Raw genomic sequence first — 21,218 nt, 5'->3', positions numbered from 1 at the left:
TACGATGGGACAGAAAATTCATCCGACTGGCTTCCGTTTGGCCGTCAGCCGCAATTGGGCGTCGCGTTGGTACGCGAACAACAACAATTTCGCGGCGATGTTGCAGGAAGACATCGGTGTTCGTGAATACCTGAAGAAGAAGCTGAAGAACGCTTCGGTGGGTCGCGTCGTTATCGAGCGTCCGGCGAAAAACGCGCGCATCACGATTTATAGCTCGCGTCCGGGTGTGGTCATCGGTAAGAAGGGCGAGGATATCGAGCTGTTGAAGTCGGAGCTGCAACGCCGCATGGGCGTTCCGGTCCACGTCAACATCGAAGAAATCCGTAAGCCGGAAACCGATGCGCAATTGATCGCGGATTCGATCACGCAACAGCTCGAGCGGCGCATTATGTTCCGCCGCGCGATGAAGCGTGCAATGCAAAACGCGATGCGTCTGGGCGCCCAAGGCATCAAGATCATGAGCGCTGGCCGCCTGAACGGTATCGAAATCGCTCGTACGGAATGGTATCGCGAAGGTCGGGTGCCGCTTCATACGCTGCGTGCCGATATCGACTACGCAACTTCGGAAGCGAAGACGACGTACGGCATCATCGGCGTGAAGGTGTGGGTCTACAAGGGCGACACGCTCGGCCGTAACGATGCGCCGGTGGTCGAAGAAGTCGCCGAAGAAAAGCGTCCGCGCCGCAACGCACGTCCGGGTGGCGATCGTCGTCCGCGTCGTGATGGTGAAGGTGGTGGCCCGGCAGGTGCACGCCGTGGCGCTCCTCGTCGCGCTGGTGGCGACGGGAAGACTGGAGAATAACGATGCTGCAACCGAAACGCAGAAAGTATCGCAAAGAGCAGAAGGGTCGTAACACCGGTATCGCTACCCGTGGCAACGCGGTGTCGTTCGGTGAATTCGGCCTGAAGGCTATCGGTCGTGGTCGCTTGACCGCGCGCCAGATTGAAGCGGCACGTCGTGCAATGACGCGCCACATCAAGCGTGGTGGCCGCATCTGGATCCGCATTTTCCCGGACAAGCCGATCTCGCACAAGCCGGCTGAAGTACGGATGGGTAACGGTAAAGGTAACCCTGAGTACTACGTCGCAGAGATTCAACCGGGCAAGATGCTGTACGAAATGGACGGCGTAACCGAAGAGCTGGCACGCGAAGCGTTCCGTCTGGCTGCAGCTAAGCTGCCGCTTAAGACGACGTTTATCGTGCGTCAGCTCGGCGCCTAAGGAGCAAATGATGAAGGCTTCCGAACTTCACCAGAAAGATCAGGCCGCGCTCAACAAGGAGCTGTCGGACCTGTTGAAGGCGCAATTCGGCCTGCGCATGCAACTCGCGACCCAACAGCTCACGAATACGAGCCAGCTGAAGAAAGTTCGTCGCGACATCGCACGTGTGCGGACCGTCCTGACTGAGAAGGCGAACCAGAAATGAACGATAGCGTAAAAACCTCGCTCAAGCGGACGCTGGTCGGCAAGGTCGTCAGCAACAAGATGGACAAGACGGTCACCGTGTTGGTTGAGCACCGAGTGAAGCATCCGATCTACGGCAAGTATGTTGTGCGTTCGAAGAAATACCACGCGCACGACGATGCGAACACGTACAACGAGGGCGATCTCGTTGAAATCCAGGAAACGCGTCCGATTTCGAAGACGAAAGCTTGGGTTGTGGCTCGCTTGGTCGAGGCTGCTCGCGTCATCTGACGCCGCAAAGTTGTAGAAGTAATTGAAATCGCAGTAGGTTTCGCTTGCAAGACCAAGATTATTTGATATAATCTTGGTCTTCCCTCTTTTATGGGAGCCCCGTCGCGGGCGAAGTTGGTGGGGGAAGCGGGTCGGGCGCCAGCCTGTTCCGAAGGATTCACCGGATTGCGATGGCGGGTTTCGTTTGCCGTCGCTGCTGTTCTAACCCAAGCAGCCGATTGGCTGACGGGACCAAGACTGACCGGGTACGCCATGGTGGTGTGGCCGGATTAAGTTGGGAAAGATAAACCATGATCCAGACCGAAACTCGGCTTGAAGTGGCCGACAACACGGGTGCGCGTGAAGTCATGTGCATCAAGGTGCTCGGCGGCTCGAAGCGTCGTTATGCCAGCATTGGCGACATCATCAAGGTGACCGTCAAAGAAGCAACGCCGCGCGGGCGCGTGAAGAAAGGCGAAATTTATAACGCCGTGGTGGTTCGCACCGCTAAGGGCGTGCGCCGTCAGGACGGTTCGCTGATCAAGTTCGACGGCAACGCCGCAGTGTTGTTGAATGCCAAGCTCGAACCTATTGGCACCCGTATTTTCGGGCCTGTCACGCGCGAGTTGCGCAGCGAACGATTCATGAAGATCGTTTCGTTGGCACCTGAAGTGCTGTAAGGAGTCGCGATGAACAAGATTCGCAAGGGTGACGAAGTTATCGTCACCACCGGCAAAGATAAGGGCAAGCGCGGCATTGTGCTGTCCGTTGGCGAAGGCAAAGTGATTGTCGAGGGCATCAACCTCGTCAAGAAACACGTCAAGCCGAACCCGATGAAGGGTACGACGGGCGGTGTTGAAGCCAAGACGATGCCGCTGCAAATTTCGAACGTCGCATTGGTCGACGCGAATGGCAAGGCATCGCGTGTAGGCATCAAGGTCGAGGGAGACAAGAAAGTCCGTTTCCTTAAGACGACCGGTGCCGAGCTGAGCGCCTGACGCTGCGGAGTAAAAAAATGGCTCGTTTGCAAGAGTTTTACAAAGAAAAGGTTGTACCCGGCCTCATCGAGAAGTTCGGTTACAAGTCCGTGATGGAAGTGCCGCGCATCACCAAGATCACCCTCAACATGGGTCTTGGCGAAGCGGTTGCTGACAAGAAGATCATCGAAAACGCCGTTGGCGACCTGACGAAGATCGCAGGCCAGAAGCCGGTGATTACGAAGGCACGCAAGGCAATCGCTGGCTTCAAGATCCGTCAAGGCTATCCGATCGGTGCAATGGTCACGTTGCGTGGTCAGGCAATGTATGAATTTCTGGACCGTTTCGTGACGGTCGCGCTCCCCCGTGTACGCGACTTCCGTGGCGTGTCGGGTCGTGCATTCGACGGTCGCGGCAACTACAACATCGGTGTGAAAGAGCAGATCATTTTCCCCGAAATCGACTACGACAAGATCGACGCACTCCGTGGGCTGAACATCAGCATCACGACGACTGCGAAGACCGACGACGAAGCAAAGGCTCTGCTCGCCAGCTTCAAGTTCCCGTTCAGAAACTGAGGTTACCGTGGCTAAACTGGCACTGATCGAACGTGAAAAGAAGCGTGCTCGCCTCGCTGCTAAGTACGCTCCCAAGCGTGCGGAGTTGAAGGCGATCATTGGCGATATGAGCAAGTCGGACGAAGAGCACTACGCAGCACGTCTGGAACTGCAACAACTGCCGCGCAACTCTAATCCGACCCGTAAGCGCAACCGTTGCGCAATTACTGGTCGCCCGCGCGGCACATTCCGTAAATTCGGGCTGGCGCGCAACAAGATTCGCGAAATCGCGTTCCGCGGCGAGATCCCTGGCCTGACCAAGGCGAGCTGGTAATAGGAGAAACATAAATGAGCATGAGTGATCCTATCGCCGATATGCTGACTCGCATCCGCAACGCGCAGATGGTTGAGAAAGTTTCGGTGACAATGCCCTCGTCGAAAGTCAAGGTTGCCATTGCGCAGGTCCTGAAGGACGAAGGTTATATCGATGATTTCGCAGTGAAGTCCGAAGGTGCGAAGTCTGAATTGAACATCGTGTTGAAGTACTACGCCGGCCGTCCGGTCATCGAGCGCATTGAACGCGTCTCGAAGCCCGGTCTGCGTGTGTACCGCGGCCGTAACGACATCCCCGTGGTCATGAATGGCCTCGGCGTGGCAATAGTGTCGACGCCGAAGGGCGTGATGACGGACCGCAAGGCGCGTGCAACGGGCGTTGGCGGCGAAGTCATCTGCTACGTCGCTTAAGGCCGAAAGGAGAGAAACATGTCTCGAGTAGGTAAAAGCCCGATCGCGCTGGAAGGCGCAGAGGTGGCCCTGAGCGACGATCGCATTACCGTCAAGGGCCCATTGGGTACGATTACGCAGGCAGCAAACCGCCTCGTGAAAGTGGTGAACGACAATGGCACGCTGAAGATCGAGCCGGTTGACGAGAGCCGCGAAGCGAATGCGATGTCGGGCACAATGCGCGCATTGATTGCGAACATGGTGAACGGCGTGACGAAGGGTTTCGAGCGCAAGCTGACGCTGGTTGGCGTTGGTTACCGCGCACAAGCGCAAGGCGACAAGCTGAACCTGTCGCTGGGTTTCTCGCACCCCGTGGTGCACCAGATGCCGGAAGGCGTCAAGGCTGAAACCCCGTCGCAAACCGAAATCGTGATCAAGGGGATCAATAAGCAACAAGTTGGCCAGGTCGCTGCAGAAGTGCGCGGCTATCGCCCGCCGGAGCCCTACAAGGGCAAGGGTGTGCGTTACGCCAATGAGGTTGTGATCCTCAAAGAAACGAAGAAGAAGTAAGGGTGCGCAATCATGGATAAGACTCAATCTCGCCTGCGCCGCGCTCGTCAGACGCGTATCAAGATCGCTGAGCTGCAGGTCGCGCGTCTCGCCGTGCATCGCACGAACACGCACATCTATGCGCAAGTGTTCTCGCCGTGCGGCACCAAGGTGCTCGCCAGCGCGTCGACGCTCGAAGCCGAAGTGCGTGCGCAACTGGCTGATCAGACGGGCAAAGGCGGCAACGTTGCTGCTGCGACTCTGATCGGGAAGCGCATCGCAGAAAAGGCTAAGGCTGCCGGCATCGAATCCGTCGCCTTCGACCGTTCGGGTTTCCGTTACCACGGCCGCGTGAAAGCGCTGGCTGATGCGGCGCGCGAAGCCGGACTCAAGTTCTAAGGGAAGAATTCGTCATGGCAAAGATGCAAGCGAAAGTTCAGGCTGACGAACGCGACGACGGCCTTCGTGAAAAGATGATTTCGGTCAACCGCGTGACCAAGGTCGTGAAGGGTGGCCGGATTCTCGGTTTCGCCGCGCTGACCGTGGTTGGCGACGGTGATGGCCGCGTCGGTATGGGCAAGGGCAAGGCGAAGGAAGTGCCGGTCGCTGTTCAGAAGGCGATGGAACAAGCTCGCCGCAACATGTTCAAGGTGCCGCTGAAGAACGGTACCCTGCAGCACGAAGTGCACGGTAAGCACGGCGCATCGATGGTCCTCCTCGCTCCGGCGAAGGACGGTACCGGTGTGATCGCCGGTGGTCCGATGCGCGCAGTGTTCGACGTGATGGGCGTGCAGAACGTTGTGGCCAAGAGCCACGGTTCGACGAACCCGTACAACCTCGTTCGCGCAACGCTCGACGGTCTGCGCAAGCAGTCCACGCCGGGCGACATCGCGGCGAAGCGCGGCAAGTCCGTCGAAGATATTCTGGGCTAAGGTGGACACCATGTCTGATAAAACTGTCAAGGTCCAGCTCGTCAAGAGCCTGATCGGCACCCGTGAAACGCACCGTGCTACGGTGCGTGGCTTGGGCCTGCGCCGACTCAACTCGATCAGCGAGTTGCAGGACACGCCGGCTGTGCGCGGCATGATCAACAAGGTTTCGTACCTCGTTAAGGTCATCAGCTAAGCGGCTGACCAGGACTCAAGGAGTTGATAATGGAATTGAATAACCTGAAGCCGGCTGAAGGCTCGAAGCACGCTAAGCGTCGCGTCGGTCGCGGTATCGGCTCTGGTCTGGGCAAGACTGCCGGCCGTGGTCACAAGGGCCAGAAGTCGCGTTCGGGCGGCTTTCACAAGGTTGGCTTCGAAGGCGGTCAAATGCCGCTGCAACGTCGCCTGCCGAAGCGGGGCTTCACCTCGCTGACGAAGGAATTCGTCGGTGAAGTGCGTCTCTCGGATCTGGAAAAGCTGCCGGTCGACGAAATCGATCTGTTGGCTCTGAAGCAAGCCGGTCTGCTCGGCGAACTCATCACGAGCGCCAAGATCATTGCGACGGGCGAACTGAAGCGCAAGGTCGTTGTGAAGGGCCTGGGTGCGACGAAGGGTGCGCGCGCTGCTATTGAAGCAGTCGGTGGCTCTTTTGCCGAGTAACGCGCAAGTTATTTGCCGTCACTAGCATTTGCATCGGAGAAGGTACTTGGCTAACAGCCCGAGTCTCGCAAAACCCGGTCGCGGCGCGGCGAAGTTTGGCGATCTGCGTCGGCGAGCAGTGTTTCTGCTGCTGGCGCTGATCGTCTACCGTATCGGCGCGCACGTTCCGGTGCCGGGTATTGACCCGGACCAACTGGCAAAGTTGTTCCAAAGTCAGTCGGGCGGCATCCTTGGCATGTTCAACATGTTCTCGGGTGGCGCACTTTCGCGGTTCACGATTTTCGCGTTGGGGATCATGCCTTATATTTCGGCATCGATCATCATGCAGTTGCTGGCGATTGTCTCGCCGCAGCTCGAGGCGCTGAAGAAAGAGGGGCAGGCGGGACAGCGGAAGATCACGCAGTACACACGTATCTTCACGGTCCTGCTGGCGACGTTCCAGGCATTCGGCATTGCCGTCGCACTGGAAAATCAGCCGGCCTTAGTGATCGATCCGGGGATGGTGTTTCGGTTGACGACGGTCGTGACGCTGGTCACCGGCACGATGTTCCTGATGTGGCTCGGCGAGCAGATCACGGAGCGTGGGCTTGGCAACGGTATCTCGATCATTATTTTCGGTGGTATTGCGGCGGGTTTCCCGAACGCAATCGGTGGTCTTTTCGAACTGGTGCGAACCGGGTCGATGAGCATCATTTCGGCGATTATCGTCGTCGTGCTGATCGCTGCTGTGACTTATCTGGTGGTGTTTATCGAACGCGGCCAGCGCAAGATTCTTGTGAATTACGCGAAGCGGCAGGTCGGTAACAAGATTTACGGCGGACAGTCTTCGCATCTGCCGCTGAAGCTGAACATGTCGGGTGTGATTCCGCCGATCTTTGCATCGTCGATCATTCTCTTTCCGGCAACCATCCTGAACTGGTTTAGTTCGGGGTCGCGTACCGGCTGGTTCGCAGACACGTTGCACAACGTGGCCGAAGCCCTCAAGCCAGGCCAGCCCGTGTACGTGTTGTTGTACGCGTTGGCGATCGTTTTCTTCTGCTTTTTCTACACAGCGTTGGTGTTCAACAGCAGGGAAACGGCCGACAACCTGAAAAAGAGTGGCGCTTTCGTTCCAGGCATCCGCCCGGGCGATCAAACGGCGCGATATATCGACCGCATCCTCACGCGTCTGACGCTGGCCGGTGCGATCTACATCGTGTTTGTTTGTCTGCTGCCCGAGTTTCTGGTGCTGCGCTGGAACGTGCCGTTTTATTTTGGTGGAACGTCGCTGCTGATCATTGTCGTCGTCACAATGGACTTCATGGCGCAGGTGCAGTCGTACGTTATGTCGCAACAGTATGAATCGCTGCTGAAGAAAGCTAATTTCAAAGGCGGCGGCGTCCCGATGCGTTGAAAGGACTTATGGCCAAAGACGATGTTATCCAGATGCAGGGTGAAGTCATCGAAAACCTGCCTAACGCTACCTTTAGGGTGAAGCTGGAAAACGGCCATGTCGTATTGGGACACATATCCGGGAAGATGCGGATGCACTACATCCGAATCTTGCCGGGCGACAAGGTGACGGTTGAATTGACGCCTTACGATCTGTCGCGTGCGCGGATCGTGTTCCGGGCGAAGTGATTTGAAAAAAGGGTAATATCATGAAAGTGATGGCATCGGTTAAGCGCATTTGCCGCAATTGCAAGATCATCAAGCGCAAAGGCGTTGTGCGCGTGATTTGCAGCTCTGATCCGCGCCACAAACAGCGTCAAGGCTGAACGCCGCGCTTTTGCTTGCGCTTTTTGTTTGAGGAAAAACAATGGCTCGTATCGCAGGGGTTAACATCCCGAATCACCAGCATACCGAAATCGGCCTGACGGCAATTTACGGTATCGGCCGCACGCGCTCGCGCGACATTTGCGTCGCTGCTGGTGTGGCATTTTCGAAGAAGGTCAAAGACCTGAACGACGCAGACCTCGAAAAGCTGCGTGAAGAAGTCGGCAAGTTCATCGTTGAAGGCGATCTGCGCCGTGAAACGACGATGAACATCAAGCGCCTGATGGATCTCGGCTGCTACCGTGGCGTGCGGCATCGTAAGGGCTTGCCCCTGCGCGGCCAACGTACGCGTACGAATGCCCGTACGCGCAAGGGTCCGCGTCGTGCAGCGCAATCGCTGAAGAAGTAAGCGGAACTGACAGTTACAGGAAAACGTAATGGCTAAGGCTTCGAACAACTCCGCGGCGCAACGCGTTCGCAAGAAGGTCAAGAAGAACGTCGCCGAGGGCGTGGTTCACGTTCACGCGTCGTTCAACAACACCATCATCACGATCACCGATCGTCAAGGCAATGCACTTGCTTGGGCAACGTCGGGCGGTCAGGGCTTCAAGGGTTCGCGTAAATCGACCCCGTTTGCAGCTCAGGTGGCGGCCGAATCGGCTGGCCGCGTGGCGATGGAATACGGCGTGAAGAACCTCGAAGTGCGGATCAAGGGCCCCGGTCCTGGCCGTGAGTCGGCGGTGCGCGCATTGCATGGTCTTGGCATCAAGATCACAGCGATCTCCGACGTAACCCCGGTCCCGCACAACGGCTGCCGTCCGCCGAAGCGTCGTCGTATCTAAGACGCTGTTTTCGCTAGCGCCTGTCGCCGCCGCGCTTGTAAGCCGGCGACCACAGGCCGCTTGCGCTATTAAATTGACTAAGCCCACCGTTCGACCCAAAGGGCTCGGACTAGCGTGAGTGCATGCATTCACGTGATCAATCATAGAAGGAATCAACGTGGCACGTTATATCGGCCCTAAGGCCAAGCTCTCCCGCCGTGAAGGCACTGACCTTTTCCTGAAGAGCGCCCGTCGTTCACTCGCTGACAAGTGCAAGCTTGACAGCAAGCCTGGCCAACATGGCCGCACCTCGGGTGCACGTACGTCCGACTACGGCACGCAACTGCGCGAAAAGCAAAAAGTGAAGCGCATCTACGGTGTCCTCGAGCGTCAATTCCGTCGTTACTTCGCCGAAGCAGACCGCCTGAAGGGCAACACGGGCGAAAACCTGCTGCAATTGCTTGAATCGCGTCTCGACAACGTCGTGTATCGCATGGGTTTCGGCTCGACGCGCGCTGAAGCGCGTCAGCTCGTGAGCCACAAGGCGATCACGGTGAACGGCGTCGTGTCGAACATTCCGTCGATGCAAGTGAAGGCAGGCGATGTTGTAGCGGTGCGCGAACAGAAGAAGAAGCAAGCCCGTATTCTCGAAGCGCTGTCGCTCGCTGAGCAAGGCGGTCTGCCGAGCTGGGTTGCTGTTGATTCGAAGAAGTTCGAAGGCACGTTCAAGCAGAAGCCGGAACGCAGCGACATCGCTGGCGATATCAACGAAAGCCTGATCGTCGAATTGTATTCGCGGTAATCGGATTAACGGCCGGGGCACCCCGATTGCGTTGCGCAAGGGGGCGTCTCGGCTGTTTATTTTCAGGTTGTTACCGGTCAGCCTTATCGGTGTAACGAGCCGAGGGTATTGAAAAGGAAAACCTATGCAAACCAGTTTGTTGAAGCCCAAGATCATCGCAGTTGAATCGCTTGGCGAAAGCCACGCGAAAGTGGTCATGGAACCGTTTGAACGCGGTTACGGCCACACCTTGGGTAACGCGCTTCGGCGCGTATTGCTGTCGTCGATGATCGGCTACGCGCCGACCGAAGTGACGATCGCAGGCGTCGTACATGAGTATTCGACGCTCGACGGTGTGCAAGAGGATGTGGTCAACCTGCTGTTGAACCTGAAGGGTGTGGTCTTCAAGCTGCATAACCGTGACGAAGTGACGGTTACGCTGCGCAAGGAAGGTGAAGGCGTTGTCACCGCGGGCGACATTGAACTTGCGCACGATTGCGAAGTGATCAACCCGGATCATGTGATTGCGCATCTGTCGAAGGGCGGCAAGCTCGACGTGCAGATCAAGGTTGAAAAAGGCCGCGGCTACGTGCCGGGCAATGTGCGTCGTTACGGCGAAGAATCGGCCAAGATCATCGGCCGCATCGTGCTGGACGCGTCGTTCTCGCCCGTTCGCCGCGTGAGCTACGCCGTTGAAAGCGCGCGTGTCGAACAACGTACCGACCTCGACAAGCTCGTGATGAACATCGAGACGAACGGTGTGATCTCGCCGGAAGAAGCAATCCGTCAATCGGCGCGTATTCTGGTCGACCAACTGTCGGTGTTCGCCGCACTGGAAGGTACCGAAGCTACGGCAGAAGCACCGTCGCGCGCGCCGCAGATCGACCCGATCCTGCTGCGTCCGGTTGATGATCTCGAACTGACGGTTCGTTCCGCGAACTGCCTGAAGGCCGAGAATATCTACTACATCGGCGACTTGATCCAGCGCACTGAAAACGAGCTGCTCAAGACGCCGAACCTGGGCCGCAAGTCGCTGAACGAAATCAAGGAAGTATTGGCGTCGCGTGGTTTGACGCTCGGCATGAAACTCGAGAACTGGCCGCCGGCTGGTCTGGACAAGTAATCCCGGGACCTGAACCCGCCGCTGCACTGGCAAAGACGCGGATTTTCCTTTAAAATCCGCGTCTTGTCTTTTTTCACTACCGGCCCGTGCACTCGCCGCCTCAGGGGAAACCGAGGAGCCGAGCGTGATAGAAGAGCTGGAACAAAACTCTGAATCAAAGGAATTAACATGCGTCACCGTCATGGTCTGCGGAAACTGAACCGCACGAGCAGCCACCGTCTGGCAATGCTCCGTAACATGTCCAACTCGCTGATCGAGCACGAAGTCATCAAGACCACGCTGCCGAAGGCGAAAGAACTCCGTAAAGTCGTCGAGCCGCTGATCACGCTCGGCAAGAAGCCGTCACTGGCAAATCGTCGTCTGGCGTTCAACCGCCTGCGCGATCGTGACTCGGTCACGAAGCTGTTCGAAGTGCTTGGCCCGCGTTACGCCACCCGTCCGGGCGGCTACCTGCGCGTGCTGAAGTTCGGTTTCCGCGTTGGCGACAACGCACCGATGGCACTGGTCGAATTGCTCGACCGTCCGGAAGTCGAAGAAACTGAAGTGCAGGAAGCTGAGTAAGCTTTTTAGCACCCGAAGAAAAAGCCAGGCAGCACGCCTGGCTTTTTTGTTGGCGGGAAGAAAGCCCACGCGGCACAAATGCTTGGCGGCCAAATGCCGCAAGCTCGCCGCAGGCATCTCCGCGGTCGCGCGAAGCTAGGTGATACGATAGTGACAGCTGATCGTGCCTGGCCGGAGCCCTCTGTGAACGTGAATGTGACCTTGATTCTGACGACGGTACCCGACGCGGACGTTGCCCAGAAGCTGGCGACGGACGCGTTAGCTGCGCGGCTATGCGCGTGCGTCTCTCAACTGGGCGTTGTTCAGTCCAGCTACCACTGGCAGGGCGCGATCGAAACGGCGCAGGAAATCCAGTTGCTGTTCAAGACAAGCGCCGCGCGGGCGCCAGAACTCGAACAATACATTCAGGCGAACCACCCCTACGACACGCCGGAAATCCTTTCGTGGCAAGCGACGGCATCATCCGTCTACGGCCAGTGGATCACTGCCGAAACCCAACGTCCTCTCCATGTTTAACGGTCTCGACCGCCGCGCGCTTCATGCGCTGCGCATCGTCTTTTTCGTGTTCGGCTGCCTCTTCGCCGGGTCGTTCGGCAGCATTGCCCGCGCTGCGGACGATTTCCTCGACCCGGCGGTCGCCTTCAAATTCAGCGCCAGCGAAAAACCCGGCGAAATCGTCGTCACGTACAAGATCGCGGACGGCTACTACATGTACCGTGAGCGCTTTGCGTTCGCGCCTCGCAACGGCGCCGCAATTATCGGCGAGCCGCAGTTGCCGGCCGGCCACATCAAGTTCGATCAGACTTTCAACAAAGACGTCGAAACGTATCGCAACGAGCTGACGATCCGCATTCCCGTGAAACAGGCGGCGGGACAATTCGATCTGGTGGTGACGTCGCAGGGCTGCGCCGACGCCGGCATCTGCTATCCGCCGATGGACCGGGTGTACCGTGTCAGCGGCGAGGCGCTGCAACCGGCCGGCAACGCGGCGGCGGGCGCTTCCACGCAACCCACCCCGGCCGCCGGAGCGTCGTGGTATGAGCGGGCTACCAGCGCCGACTATGCGCGGTCGCTGTTGCAAGGTGGTGGTTTCTTCGCGATCGTCGGGCTTTTTTTCGTGGCCGGCGCCGTACTAAGCCTGCTGCCGTGCTCGTATCCGATGATTCCGATTCTGTCGGCGATCATCATCGGTGAAGGGGCGCGAGTGACGCGTGCGCGCGGGTTTGCGTTGTCGCTGGCTTACGTGATCGGCATGGCGCTCGTATATACGGCGCTCGGCATCGCGGCCGCGCTGGTGGGGCAAAGCCTCGGCGCGTGGCTGCAGAACCCTTGGGTGCTGGGCGCGTTCGGAATACTGCTGACGCTTTTCGCGCTGACGCTGATCGCAGGATTCGACATCGCCTTGCCGCGGCGTTGGCAAGAAGGCGTTTCGCAGGCGTCGGCGGGGCGCTCTGGCGGAAAATTCGCGGCGGTAGCCTTGATGGGTGCGCTGTCCGCGCTGGTGGTCGGCGCCTGCATGACCGCGCCGCTCTTCGCCGTGCTGGCGTTCATTGCGCATACCGGCGACGCGGTGCTTGGCGGCGCGGCGCTATTCTCGATGGGGCTCGGCCTTGGCGTGCCGCTTCTGATCATCGGTCTCGGTGCCGGCACGTTGCTGCCGCGCGCAGGCTCATGGATGGACGGGGTCAAGGTGTTCTTCGGCGTCGTGCTGCTTGCCGCGGCGCTGTGGATCATCTGGCCGGTGCTCGGCGCGGCCGCGACGATGCTGTTCAGCGCGCTCTGGCTGCTCGTCGCCGCAGCATCGCTCGGTCTGTTCTCGGCGCCGGCCGTTGGCTCCTCAATATGGCGCCGGCTGAGCCGAGGGCTTGGCGCTGCGTTTGCAGTCTGGGCGGTGGCACTGCTGGTTGGCCTTGCCGCAGGCTCGTCCGATCCGCTGAAGCCGCTTGCGGTGCTGGCGGCGCGCGGCGGCGAGGCGGGTTTGGCCAATACGTCCAACGCGCTGGATACGCGGGCGCAAAGCGATCTGACGTTCGCCCCGGTGCGTTCGTCGAGCGAACTCGATCTGGCCATCAAAACGGCTGTGCAGCCCGCCATGCTCGATTTTTACGCGGACTGGTGTGTGAGCTGCAAGGAGATGGAGAAATTCACTTTCAGTGACCCGCGCGTCCGGGCGAAGCTTAAGCAACTGACCCTGCTGCGCGCCGACGTCACGGCGAATAACGCCGACGATCAGGCGCTGCTCAAGCGATTCGGCCTTTTCGGGCCGCCAGGCATCATTTTCTTCGACAAGGGCGGTAAGGAAGTACTGCGCGTCGTCGGTTACGAATCAGCGGACAAGTTTTTACGCAGCCTCGATCGCGCAACCCCGCCCGGTGTGTAGCCGCACACAGGTTTTCGATACGCGCAAAGTATGCGAAAAAAAAAGGAGGCGGGATTAAAAGTCCGCCTCCTTTTTTCCCATGTCGTCAGCGCAGCAGCGTCGTCGCCCGCTAACGAAAGCCGTCAAATCATTTCTGCGAGCGCAAAATTCGCGCGGCATCCAGCGCGAAATACGTCAGCACGCCATCAGCGCCGGCCCGCTTGAACGCCAGCAGCGATTCCATCATCGCCTTGTCGTGATCGAGCCAGCCGTTCTGCGCGGCCGCCTTCAACATCGCGTATTCGCCGCTCACCTGATAAACGTAAGTGGGGAACTGGAATTCGTCCTTCACGCGACGCACGATGTCCAGATACGGCATGCCGGGCTTGACCATCACCATATCGGCGCCTTCGTTGATGTCCGCTTGCACTTCGCGCAGCGCTTCATTCGAATTGGCCGGGTCCATCTGGTAGGTCATCTTGTTGCTCTTGCCCAGATTCGTCGCGGAACCGACGGCATCGCGGAACGGCCCGTAAAACGCCGACGCAAATTTGGCCGCATAAGCCATGATGCGTGTGTGGACAAACTCCTCGCTCTCGAGCATTTCGCGAATCGCGCCGATGCGGCCGTCCATCATGTCCGAGGGCGCGACGATATCGACGCCTGCTTCAGCCTGCGCACGGGCCTGCTCGATGAGAATCTCGACAGTTTCGTCGTTCATCACGTAACCGGCTTCATCGAGCACGCCGTCCTGGCCGTGGCTCGTATACGGGTCGAGCGCGACGTCGGTCAGCACGCCCAGCTCGGGGAAACTCTTTTTGAGTTCGCGAACGGCGCGCGGAATGAGGCCGGCCGGATTGGCTGCTTCGCGGCCATCAGGCGTTTTCAGGGACGGCTCAATTGCCGGAAACAGCGACAGTACGGGCACGCCCAGCTCAACGCATTGCTCGGCCACGCCCATCAGCAGATCGACCGACACGCGCTCGACGCCCGGCATCGACCCTACGGCTTGCCGTACATTCGTGCCCTCGACGACGAACACCGGATAGATCAGATCATTCGTGGTGAGGATGTTTTCCCGCATCAGACGGCGCGAGAAGTCGTCACGGCGCATGCGGCGCGGACGGTAGTGCGGGTAGAAGCTCATATCGAATCGAAGATGATGGATGTGGAGAGTGGACAAGTACGTCTGCGTCTGCTCCCGAAACTTTTCGAGACAATGGTATATCATACCGATCGAGCAAGGCGCCTTGCGCTGACCTCCCCGCTTCTCCTCCCTGAGCGGGTGCCTGTCGTTTTTTCGATTAGGCTGTTTGACCCGCCGTTAAAGCGGCGGGTTTTTTTATGGGCGGCCGAAACGGCGCTTTTGCGTGCCTGACGGAAGCCCCAGCGCTTACTGCGCGGCGTCCGCTTCGCCCGTGGCTTTGGGGATCAGCCAGCCTTCGATCAACTCGTGCGCCTCGTCGATGCCGATTCGTTTGAGCGCCGAGAACAATTGCGCGGTCAACTCGCCTTGGTAGCCGGCGGCGCGATATTCAGCCAAGCCTTTCTGCGTCGCGCGCAATGCGTTGATGCTTTCCTGTCGCGTCAATTTGTCGCATTTTGTGAGCAGCGTATGGATCGGCTTGCCCGTCGGCGCGAACCACTCGATCATCTGCCGATCCAGATCCGTCAACGGACGACGCGAGTCCATCATCAGAATCATGCCGCGCAGTTGCGAGCGCGATTGCAGGTAGGTCGACAGTAGCGCTTCCCAATGGGCCTTGGCCGCGCCGGGCACTTCCGCGTAGCCGTAGCCCGGCAGGTCCACCAGATGCGCGGTCGGCTCGTCCGCCTTGCCCACCGAAAAATAATTGATGTGCTGCGTGCGCCCCGGCGTCTTGCTGGCGAACGCGAGCCGCTTCTGATTGCACAGGATATTGATCGCCGTGGACTTGCCGGCGTTCGAACGTCCCGCAAAGGCGATCTCGGGCTGCGCGGTGGCCGGCAGGTCACGCAAGTGATTGACGGTCGTGAAAAAGCGGGATTGGTGGAGCAGGAAGGACATGATCAGGCCAGGATTCGAGACGCCGGGGAACCCGGAGCGGGGACGGGTCAAGCCCGACTGGCGTCTTAGCGATTAGCGAGTTATTGTACAATACGATGGTTTACTGAAAACCCGAGGGGGCCGCCCCGCGTGCCTTGGCGGCTCCTGGTGGTCACTCAGTCGCTGTCGTATTTTGCAAAACCTTCAGGAAAACGCTGGGCCGTCCCAAGTTTTCTTGCCCCCTTCGGGGGGCCTGGCGCGAGGCGCCGGGTTTGGGGGCTCTCTAAAAAATCCCACAAGACGAGACAGGGTGTGCGAATGAATCGACTGTGCAAGGCTCTGATGGTGCTTCAGGTAGCGGCAGGTCTTTCAGGTTTGGCAATTCAGGCACGAGCAGCAGAGCCGGCAAAGCCGGACGTCAATCGGGGGCAGGCAATCGCAATGCAGGTTTGCGCGTCGTGCCACGGCGCGGACGGCAACAGTGCCGGCGGCGCATACCCGAAATTGTCGGGCCAGCATCCCGAGTATCTCGTCAAGCAACTCAAGGATTTCAAGACGCAGGCGGGCGCCAAGCAGCCCGCGCGCAACAATGCGATCATGGCGGGCATGGCCGCGGCGCTCTCCGACCAGGACATGGTCAACGTGGCGGCCTATTTCGCGGCGCAGGCTCCCAAGCCAGGTTATGCGCATAGCAAGGACACCGTGGCGCTCGGTCAGAAAATTTACCGTGGTGGGGTGGCCGAGAAGGGCGTGCCGGCATGCGCAAGCTGTCACGGGCCAACGGGCCAGGGCATTCCCTCGCAGTATCCGCGCCTGTCGGGGCAATGGTCGGACTACACGGTGGCGCAGTTGTCCGCGTTCACGCAGGGTTCCGGCGCACGTAACAACAACGAGGCGATGCATGCCGTCGCATCGCGTTTGTCGGACAGCGAGATCAAGGCTGTAGCCGATTACATCGCGGGCTTGCATTAAGTAAGAGTCCGCACGCAAGCGCAACCGGCCCGCCGGGGCCGGTGCAAAACAAGAAAAGGGTGGGGGCGTCGTGTCTACGACAGCCTCTCACCCTTTTTTGCTGTTCAGTCGGAGTATGAATGAGCGTCACCACGTCGGGTCTGCAGTCGAAGTCGAGCAATCGCATCGTGCGCAGCATCATCGAAGTCATGAGTTCGATGCGTTTCGCCATCGCGCTGCTCGTGATTCTGTCCATCGCCAGCATTATCGGCACCGTCCTCACGCAGGACGATCCGTATCCGAATTACGTCAACCAGTTCGGCCCCTTCTGGGCGGACATCTTCCGCTCGCTGAGCCTGTACACGGTGTACAGCTCGTGGTGGTTCATGCTGATCCTCGGCTTCCTGATGGTGTCGGTCTCGCTGTGCGTGATCCGCAATGCGCCGAAAATGCTCGCCGACGCCCGGAGCTGGAAAGACAAGGTTCGCGAAGGCAGCCTGCGCGCGTTCCATCACAAGGGCGAGTTCGCGGTGCACGGCGCGCGCGCGCAGACCGCCCAGGTGCTCGCCAGGCTGTCGGCGAAGCTCGGCTATAAATTCGTCACGCGCGAGTCGGACGGCGCAACGCTGATTGCCGCCAAGCGCGGCGCGCTGACCAAGTTCGGCTATATCTCGGCTCACATCGCGATCGTGGTGATCTGCCTCGGCGGCCTGCTCGACAGCAACCTGCCGATCAAGCTGCAAATGTGGCTGTTCGACAAGTCGGCGATCCGCGCGAACACGGTAATCAACGAGATTCCTGCCGAACATCGCCTGTCGCAGTCGAACCCCACGTTCCGCGGCTACGCGTGGGTGCCGGAAGGGCAGCATGTGTCGACGGCGATCCTGAACCAGCCGGACGGTTCGCTGATTCAGGACTTGCCGTTCTCGATCGAACTGAAGAAATTCATCGTCGACTACTACTCGACGGGCATGCCGAAGCTGTTCGCGAGCGACATCGTCGTCGTCGACCATAAGACCGGTGCGCGCGTGCCGGCGCGGATCGAAGTGAACAAGCCGTTCGAATACGAGGGCGTGTCGATCTATCAGTCGAGCTTCCAGGACGGCGGCTCGCAGATGCAGATGACCGCGTTCCCCATGACCGGCGCAAGCGCGAAGACCGCACCGTTCGCCGGCACGATCGGCGGCAACGCGCCGCTTGGCCAGGCCATGTCGCTGGCGGACGGACAGACCGTCGAATTCACCGATTTCCGCGCGATCAACGTCGAAAACATCTCGAACGGCAGCGGCCAGAACGACGCCCGCGGCGTGGCCGCGCATCGCACGCTGAAGGAAGCGTTCGACGAGCGTCTCGGCTCGGGCGCGAAGACGTCGAAGCCGCTCGAACTGCACAACGTCGGCCCTTCGGTGCAGTACAAGGTGCGCGACAAGGACGGCCAGGCGCGCGAATACAACAACTACATGCTGCCGGTGGAAGTAGCCGGCGAAAAGATGTTCCTCGCCGGCATGCGCCAGAACCCGGACGATCCCTTCCGCTACCTGCGCATTCCCGCCGACACCGGCGGCACCGTCAAGGAATGGATGAACCTGCGCGCGACGCTTGAGAATCCGGCCATGCGCGCGGCGGCCGCTCACCGTTTCGCGCTGCGCTCGGTGCCGGGTTCGAATGCCGAACTGCAGCAGCATCTGGAAGAAAGCGCGCTGCGTGTGCTGACCCTTTTCGCGGGCGCGGACAGCAGCGTCAAGATGCCGAACGGCCAGCCCGTCGGCGGCTTTCAGGCGATCGCCGGCTTTATCGATCACTCGGTGCCGAAGGGCGAGCAGGAAAAGGCGGCCGGGCTGCTTCTGCGCATGCTGGAAGGCTCGACGTGGGATTTGTGGCAACTGTCGCGCGAGCAGCATGGCGAGCCTGAAGCGCAGGCCAACGCGGACGCGAGCCGCTTTGTTCAAGCCTCGATCAACGCGATATCCGACAGCTTTCTGTATGGATCACCGGTTTACTTGCAGCTTGACGGCTTCAAGCAGGTGCAAGCTTCGGTATTTCAGTTGACGCGCGCGCCGGGCAAAAAAGTCGTGTATCTTGGCAGTCTGCTTCTCGTATTGGGCATCTTTTCGATGTTCTACGTTCGCGAACGGCGCCTGTGGTTCTGGCTCAAGGATACCGATCACGGCACGAACGTCGTAATGGCGATGTCGAGCGCGCGCAAGACACTCGACTTCGAAAAGGAGTTCGTTCAAACGCGCGACGCAGTCGGCGCCGCGCTGGGCGCCAAACTCACTGAAGCACCCGACGCCGCCCGCGGCGCCGATCAACCCGGCCACGCCGGCGCGCAGTCCGCAAGCTCACAAGATTCGACCCGGTAAGATCATGGACTTGACTCAGGTTTCCCCCTCCTCATCATCGTCGCGGCCCAGCAAGGTGCTCGCGGGCGAGTCGCTCAACGTGGCGGAGTACGACGAGCGACCGTTTCTGAAACGGCTCGGTGTCTTCGACTGGCTGTTCGCCGTCGTGATGGTCGCTGGCGCGGGGTTCGCGCTGTCGCACTATCACGCGTTCATGAACTACTACGACAAGCTGGTGCTGGTGTGCGCGGTGCCGGTGTTCGTCGTGCTCGGCTGGCGTTGGAAGCCGGTGCGTCCGCTGATGGTCGGCATCGCGGCGCTGTCGTTGTGGGCGATCCAGATTTACCAGGGCGATCTGGCCCGTGCCGATCAGGCGTTCTTCCTGAAGTATTTCCTCTCGAGCCAATCCGCGATTCTGTGGATGAGCGCGCTGTTCGTGTTCGCCACCGTGTTCTACTGGATCGGCCTGCTGTCGCGCTCGCCAACCGGTGCGGCAATCGGTTCGAAGATGACATGGGCCGCGGTGGTCATGGGCTTCGTCGGGCTGATGGTGCGCTGGTACGAGTCGTACCTGATCGGCTCGGACGTCGGCCATATTCCAGTCTCGAACCTGTATGAAGTATTCGTGCTGTTCAGCCTGATCACCGCGTTGTTCTATCTGTATTACGAGCAGCACTACAACACGCGCGCGCTCGGCGCGTTCGTGCTGCTGGTGATCAGCGCCGCCGTCGGCTTCCTGATGTGGTACTCGGTCGCCCGTGACGCGCAGCAGATCCAGCCGCTCGTGCCGGCGCTGCAAAGCTGGTGGATGAAGATTCACGTGCCGGCGAACTTCATCGGCTACGGCAGCTTTGCGTTGTCGGCCATGGTCGGCGTCGCGTACCTGATGAAAGAGCGCGGCGTGCTGGCCGATCGCCTACCGGCGCTCGAAATGCTCGACGACGTGATGTACAAGTCGATCGCCGTGGGCTTCGCCTTCTTCACGATCGCGACGATTCTCGGCGCGCTGTGGGCCGCCGAAGCGTGGGGCGGCTACTGGAGCTGGGACCCGAAGGAAACGTGGGCGCTGATCGTCTGGCTCAACTATGCGGCATGGCTGCACATGCGTCTGATGAAAGGTCTGCGTGGCGCGGTCGCCGCCTGGTGGGCGCTGACCGGCCTGCTGGTGACGACTTTCGCGTTTCTCGGCGTCAACATGTTCCTGTCGGGGCTGCATAGCTACGGCAAGCTGTAAGATTCGCCGCTCCGCCCCGACTAAGAACCGCCGCGTGCTTCGCACCGGCGGTTTTTTTATGGCTGACGGAATATTTGCCGCGCCCGACGTGTTCGTCATGGCAGTAGCAACGAATAGCTGGACGGACGCGGGACAAGCGATCATGACTTCGGCCCCGTAAAATGAACGAACCGGCAGGGCCGGCAAGGAGCAGGACGATGTGGATCAAGCGAAGCGACAGAATTCAACTCCTCGGCGACGATATCGCGCGTAGTGAAATCACGCCGCGGCACGTATTCGAGAACCGGCGGCGTGTGTTGCAGGCGGCGGGCGCGCTGGCGCTCGGCGGTCTGATCGGCGTGAATGGCGAGGCGCTGGCGGCGTATTCATCGCCGGACCCGAAGGCGCAGAAGCTCGCGGCGAAGACCAACGCGAAGTTCGTCGCGCTCGACAAGATCACGCCGTTCAAGGACATCACGAGCTACAACAACTACTACGAGTTCGGCACCGATAAGGCCGATCCGTCGCATAACGCCGGCACGTTGCGCCCGCATCCTTGGAAGGTGAGCGTCGAGGGCGAAATCAAAAATCCGAAGGTGTACGACATCGATGAATTGCTGAAGCTCGCGCCGCTCGAGGAGCGCGTGTACCGGCTGCGCTGCGTCGAAGGCTGGTCGATGGTGATTCCGTGGATTGGCGTGCCGCTCTCGGAACTGATCAAGCGCGTGCAGCCGACCGGCAATGCGAAGTACGTGCAATTCATCACGCTGGCAGATGCGTCGCAGATGCCCGGACTCTCGACGCCGGTGCTCGATTGGCCGTACTCCGAGGGGCTGCGCATGGATGAAGCAATGAATCCGCTGACGCTCCTGACGATGGGTGTCTACGGCCAGGTGCTGCCGAATCAGAACGGCGCGCCGATTCGCGTCGTGGTGCCGTGGAAATACGGCTTCAAGAGCGCGAAGTCGCTGGTGAAGATCCGCTTTCTCGACAAGCAGCCGCCGACCAGTTGGAACACCTACGCGTCGAGCGAATACGGTTTCTATTCGAACGTGAACCCGAACGTCGATCATCCGCGCTGGAGCCAGGCGACCGAGCGGCGCATCGGTGAGGACGGCTTTTTCACGCCCAAGCGCAAGACGCTGATGTTCAACGGCTACGGCGATCAGGTCGCGTCGCTTTATCAGGGCATGGACCTGAAGAAGAATTTCTGAGCA

30 protein-coding genes are annotated in these 21,218 nt (G+C 59.6%); 28 read left to right on the top strand and 2 right to left on the bottom strand.

Annotated features, from left to right (window positions below):
• Positions 1-4 precede the first annotated feature (4 nt).
• The 24 genes from rpsC (at position 5) to dsbD (ending at position 13,490) form a co-directional block, all read left to right on the top strand.
• The gene (gene rpsC / locus CUJ90_RS16720) at positions 5-802 is read left to right on the top strand and encodes a 30S ribosomal protein S3 (RefSeq protein ID WP_035554750.1); all 798 of its coding nucleotides are present in this window, start codon (positions 5-7) and stop codon (positions 800-802) included.
• Between the two features lie 2 nt (positions 803-804).
• On the top strand, positions 805-1,221 hold the full coding sequence (gene rplP / locus CUJ90_RS16715; RefSeq protein WP_007180131.1) for a 50S ribosomal protein L16: 417 nt from the start codon (positions 805-807) through the stop codon (positions 1,219-1,221).
• Between the two features lie 10 nt (positions 1,222-1,231).
• On the top strand, positions 1,232-1,426 hold the full coding sequence (gene rpmC, locus CUJ90_RS16710) for a 50S ribosomal protein L29 (RefSeq protein ID WP_007180130.1): 195 nt from the start codon (positions 1,232-1,234) through the stop codon (positions 1,424-1,426).
• Positions 1,423-1,695, top strand: coding sequence for a 30S ribosomal protein S17 (rpsQ, locus tag CUJ90_RS16705; RefSeq protein WP_007180129.1), 273 nt, complete (start codon positions 1,423-1,425; stop codon positions 1,693-1,695). The genes rpmC and rpsQ overlap by 4 nt, the downstream gene beginning before the upstream one ends.
• A gap of 290 nt (positions 1,696-1,985) precedes the next feature.
• Positions 1,986-2,354: a 50S ribosomal protein L14 gene (gene rplN, locus CUJ90_RS16700; RefSeq protein WP_006052212.1), complete on the top strand. Its 369-nt coding sequence runs from the start codon at positions 1,986-1,988 to the stop codon at positions 2,352-2,354.
• Positions 2,355-2,363: 9 nt separating this feature from the next.
• Positions 2,364-2,672, top strand: a complete 309-nt coding sequence (rplX, locus tag CUJ90_RS16695; RefSeq protein ID WP_073431857.1) for a 50S ribosomal protein L24 — start codon at positions 2,364-2,366, stop codon at positions 2,670-2,672.
• 17 nt (positions 2,673-2,689) lie between these two features.
• A complete protein-coding gene (gene rplE / locus CUJ90_RS16690) occupies positions 2,690-3,229 on the top strand; it encodes a 50S ribosomal protein L5 (protein WP_006052214.1) in 540 nt (179 codons plus the stop codon).
• A gap of 7 nt (positions 3,230-3,236) precedes the next feature.
• Positions 3,237-3,542 carry a 30S ribosomal protein S14 gene (gene rpsN / locus CUJ90_RS16685; protein ID WP_006052215.1) on the top strand — a complete coding sequence of 102 codons (306 nt, stop codon included), beginning with the start codon at positions 3,237-3,239 and terminating at the stop codon, positions 3,540-3,542.
• Between the two features lie 14 nt (positions 3,543-3,556).
• A complete protein-coding gene (rpsH, locus tag CUJ90_RS16680) occupies positions 3,557-3,952 on the top strand; it encodes a 30S ribosomal protein S8 (RefSeq protein ID WP_006052216.1) in 396 nt (131 codons plus the stop codon).
• Positions 3,953-3,970: 18 nt separating this feature from the next.
• Positions 3,971-4,501: a 50S ribosomal protein L6 gene (rplF, locus tag CUJ90_RS16675; protein ID WP_073431855.1), complete on the top strand. Its 531-nt coding sequence runs from the start codon at positions 3,971-3,973 to the stop codon at positions 4,499-4,501.
• 12 nt (positions 4,502-4,513) lie between these two features.
• Positions 4,514-4,879, top strand: coding sequence for a 50S ribosomal protein L18 (gene rplR, locus CUJ90_RS16670; RefSeq protein ID WP_006052218.1), 366 nt, complete (start codon positions 4,514-4,516; stop codon positions 4,877-4,879).
• A 14-nt stretch (positions 4,880-4,893) separates the two neighbouring features.
• Entirely contained in the window at positions 4,894-5,412 is a 519-nt protein-coding gene (gene rpsE, locus CUJ90_RS16665; protein WP_006052219.1) for a 30S ribosomal protein S5, read from the top strand.
• Positions 5,413-5,422: 10 nt separating this feature from the next.
• On the top strand, positions 5,423-5,605 hold the full coding sequence (gene rpmD / locus CUJ90_RS16660; RefSeq protein ID WP_073431862.1) for a 50S ribosomal protein L30: 183 nt from the start codon (positions 5,423-5,425) through the stop codon (positions 5,603-5,605).
• Positions 5,606-5,634: 29 nt separating this feature from the next.
• Positions 5,635-6,069: a 50S ribosomal protein L15 gene (gene rplO / locus CUJ90_RS16655; protein WP_073431854.1), complete on the top strand. Its 435-nt coding sequence runs from the start codon at positions 5,635-5,637 to the stop codon at positions 6,067-6,069.
• Positions 6,070-6,115: 46 nt separating this feature from the next.
• Complete coding sequence (gene secY, locus CUJ90_RS16650; protein WP_073431853.1) at positions 6,116-7,462, top strand: preprotein translocase subunit SecY; 1,347 nt, start codon at positions 6,116-6,118, stop codon at positions 7,460-7,462.
• 8 nt (positions 7,463-7,470) lie between these two features.
• Positions 7,471-7,689, top strand: a complete 219-nt coding sequence (gene infA / locus CUJ90_RS16645; RefSeq protein ID WP_004521905.1) for a translation initiation factor IF-1 — start codon at positions 7,471-7,473, stop codon at positions 7,687-7,689.
• A 20-nt stretch (positions 7,690-7,709) separates the two neighbouring features.
• Positions 7,710-7,826 carry a 50S ribosomal protein L36 gene (gene rpmJ / locus CUJ90_RS16640; protein WP_004199844.1) on the top strand — a complete coding sequence of 39 codons (117 nt, stop codon included), beginning with the start codon at positions 7,710-7,712 and terminating at the stop codon, positions 7,824-7,826.
• A gap of 41 nt (positions 7,827-7,867) precedes the next feature.
• Positions 7,868-8,233 carry a 30S ribosomal protein S13 gene (rpsM, locus tag CUJ90_RS16635; protein WP_006052223.1) on the top strand — a complete coding sequence of 122 codons (366 nt, stop codon included), beginning with the start codon at positions 7,868-7,870 and terminating at the stop codon, positions 8,231-8,233.
• 28 nt (positions 8,234-8,261) lie between these two features.
• Positions 8,262-8,666: a 30S ribosomal protein S11 gene (rpsK, locus tag CUJ90_RS16630; protein WP_006052224.1), complete on the top strand. Its 405-nt coding sequence runs from the start codon at positions 8,262-8,264 to the stop codon at positions 8,664-8,666.
• A 157-nt stretch (positions 8,667-8,823) separates the two neighbouring features.
• On the top strand, positions 8,824-9,447 hold the full coding sequence (gene rpsD, locus CUJ90_RS16625; protein WP_007180123.1) for a 30S ribosomal protein S4: 624 nt from the start codon (positions 8,824-8,826) through the stop codon (positions 9,445-9,447).
• A gap of 124 nt (positions 9,448-9,571) precedes the next feature.
• Positions 9,572-10,549, top strand: coding sequence for a DNA-directed RNA polymerase subunit alpha (locus CUJ90_RS16620; protein ID WP_006052226.1), 978 nt, complete (start codon positions 9,572-9,574; stop codon positions 10,547-10,549).
• Between the two features lie 168 nt (positions 10,550-10,717).
• Positions 10,718-11,110 (top strand): 50S ribosomal protein L17, encoded by a 393-nt coding sequence (gene rplQ / locus CUJ90_RS16615; protein ID WP_008923330.1) that lies wholly within the window; start codon positions 10,718-10,720, stop codon positions 11,108-11,110.
• 183 nt (positions 11,111-11,293) lie between these two features.
• A complete protein-coding gene (gene cutA, locus CUJ90_RS16610; protein ID WP_114163585.1) occupies positions 11,294-11,626 on the top strand; it encodes a divalent-cation tolerance protein CutA in 333 nt (110 codons plus the stop codon).
• On the top strand, positions 11,619-13,490 hold the full coding sequence (dsbD, locus tag CUJ90_RS16605) for a protein-disulfide reductase DsbD (RefSeq protein ID WP_114163229.1): 1,872 nt from the start codon (positions 11,619-11,621) through the stop codon (positions 13,488-13,490). The genes cutA and dsbD overlap by 8 nt, the downstream gene beginning before the upstream one ends.
• Before the next feature lie 127 nt (positions 13,491-13,617).
• Here dsbD and hemB read toward each other — a convergent pair whose 3' ends face one another.
• Both hemB and yihA read right to left on the bottom strand, forming a co-directional pair.
• Entirely contained in the window at positions 13,618-14,616 is a 999-nt protein-coding gene (hemB, locus tag CUJ90_RS16600) for a porphobilinogen synthase (protein WP_114163228.1), read from the bottom strand.
• Positions 14,617-14,862: 246 nt separating this feature from the next.
• Positions 14,863-15,516 carry a ribosome biogenesis GTP-binding protein YihA/YsxC gene (gene yihA, locus CUJ90_RS16590; protein WP_073431849.1) on the bottom strand — a complete coding sequence of 218 codons (654 nt, stop codon included), beginning with the start codon at positions 15,514-15,516 and terminating at the stop codon, positions 14,863-14,865.
• Positions 15,517-15,813: 297 nt separating this feature from the next.
• Between yihA and CUJ90_RS16585 the strand changes: the two genes are divergently transcribed.
• The 4 genes from CUJ90_RS16585 to msrP all read left to right on the top strand — a co-directional run bounded on the left by CUJ90_RS16585 (position 15,814) and on the right by msrP (position 21,215).
• Complete coding sequence (locus CUJ90_RS16585; RefSeq protein WP_073431848.1) at positions 15,814-16,467, top strand: c-type cytochrome; 654 nt, start codon at positions 15,814-15,816, stop codon at positions 16,465-16,467.
• A 119-nt stretch (positions 16,468-16,586) separates the two neighbouring features.
• The gene (locus CUJ90_RS16580; protein WP_114163227.1) at positions 16,587-18,809 is read left to right on the top strand and encodes a cytochrome c biogenesis protein ResB; all 2,223 of its coding nucleotides are present in this window, start codon (positions 16,587-16,589) and stop codon (positions 18,807-18,809) included.
• 4 nt (positions 18,810-18,813) lie between these two features.
• Positions 18,814-20,022: a c-type cytochrome biogenesis protein CcsB gene (gene ccsB / locus CUJ90_RS16575; protein WP_114163226.1), complete on the top strand. Its 1,209-nt coding sequence runs from the start codon at positions 18,814-18,816 to the stop codon at positions 20,020-20,022.
• Positions 20,023-20,219: 197 nt separating this feature from the next.
• Entirely contained in the window at positions 20,220-21,215 is a 996-nt protein-coding gene (msrP, locus tag CUJ90_RS16570; protein ID WP_114163225.1) for a protein-methionine-sulfoxide reductase catalytic subunit MsrP, read from the top strand.
• Positions 21,216-21,218 lie beyond the last annotated feature (3 nt).

The organism is Paraburkholderia terricola, from assembly GCF_003330825.1.
Taxonomy (GTDB): domain Bacteria; phylum Pseudomonadota; class Gammaproteobacteria; order Burkholderiales; family Burkholderiaceae; genus Paraburkholderia; species Paraburkholderia terricola.
Note: the sequence above shows the minus strand (reverse complement) of the source record. Positions and strands in the feature narration are given on the sequence as shown.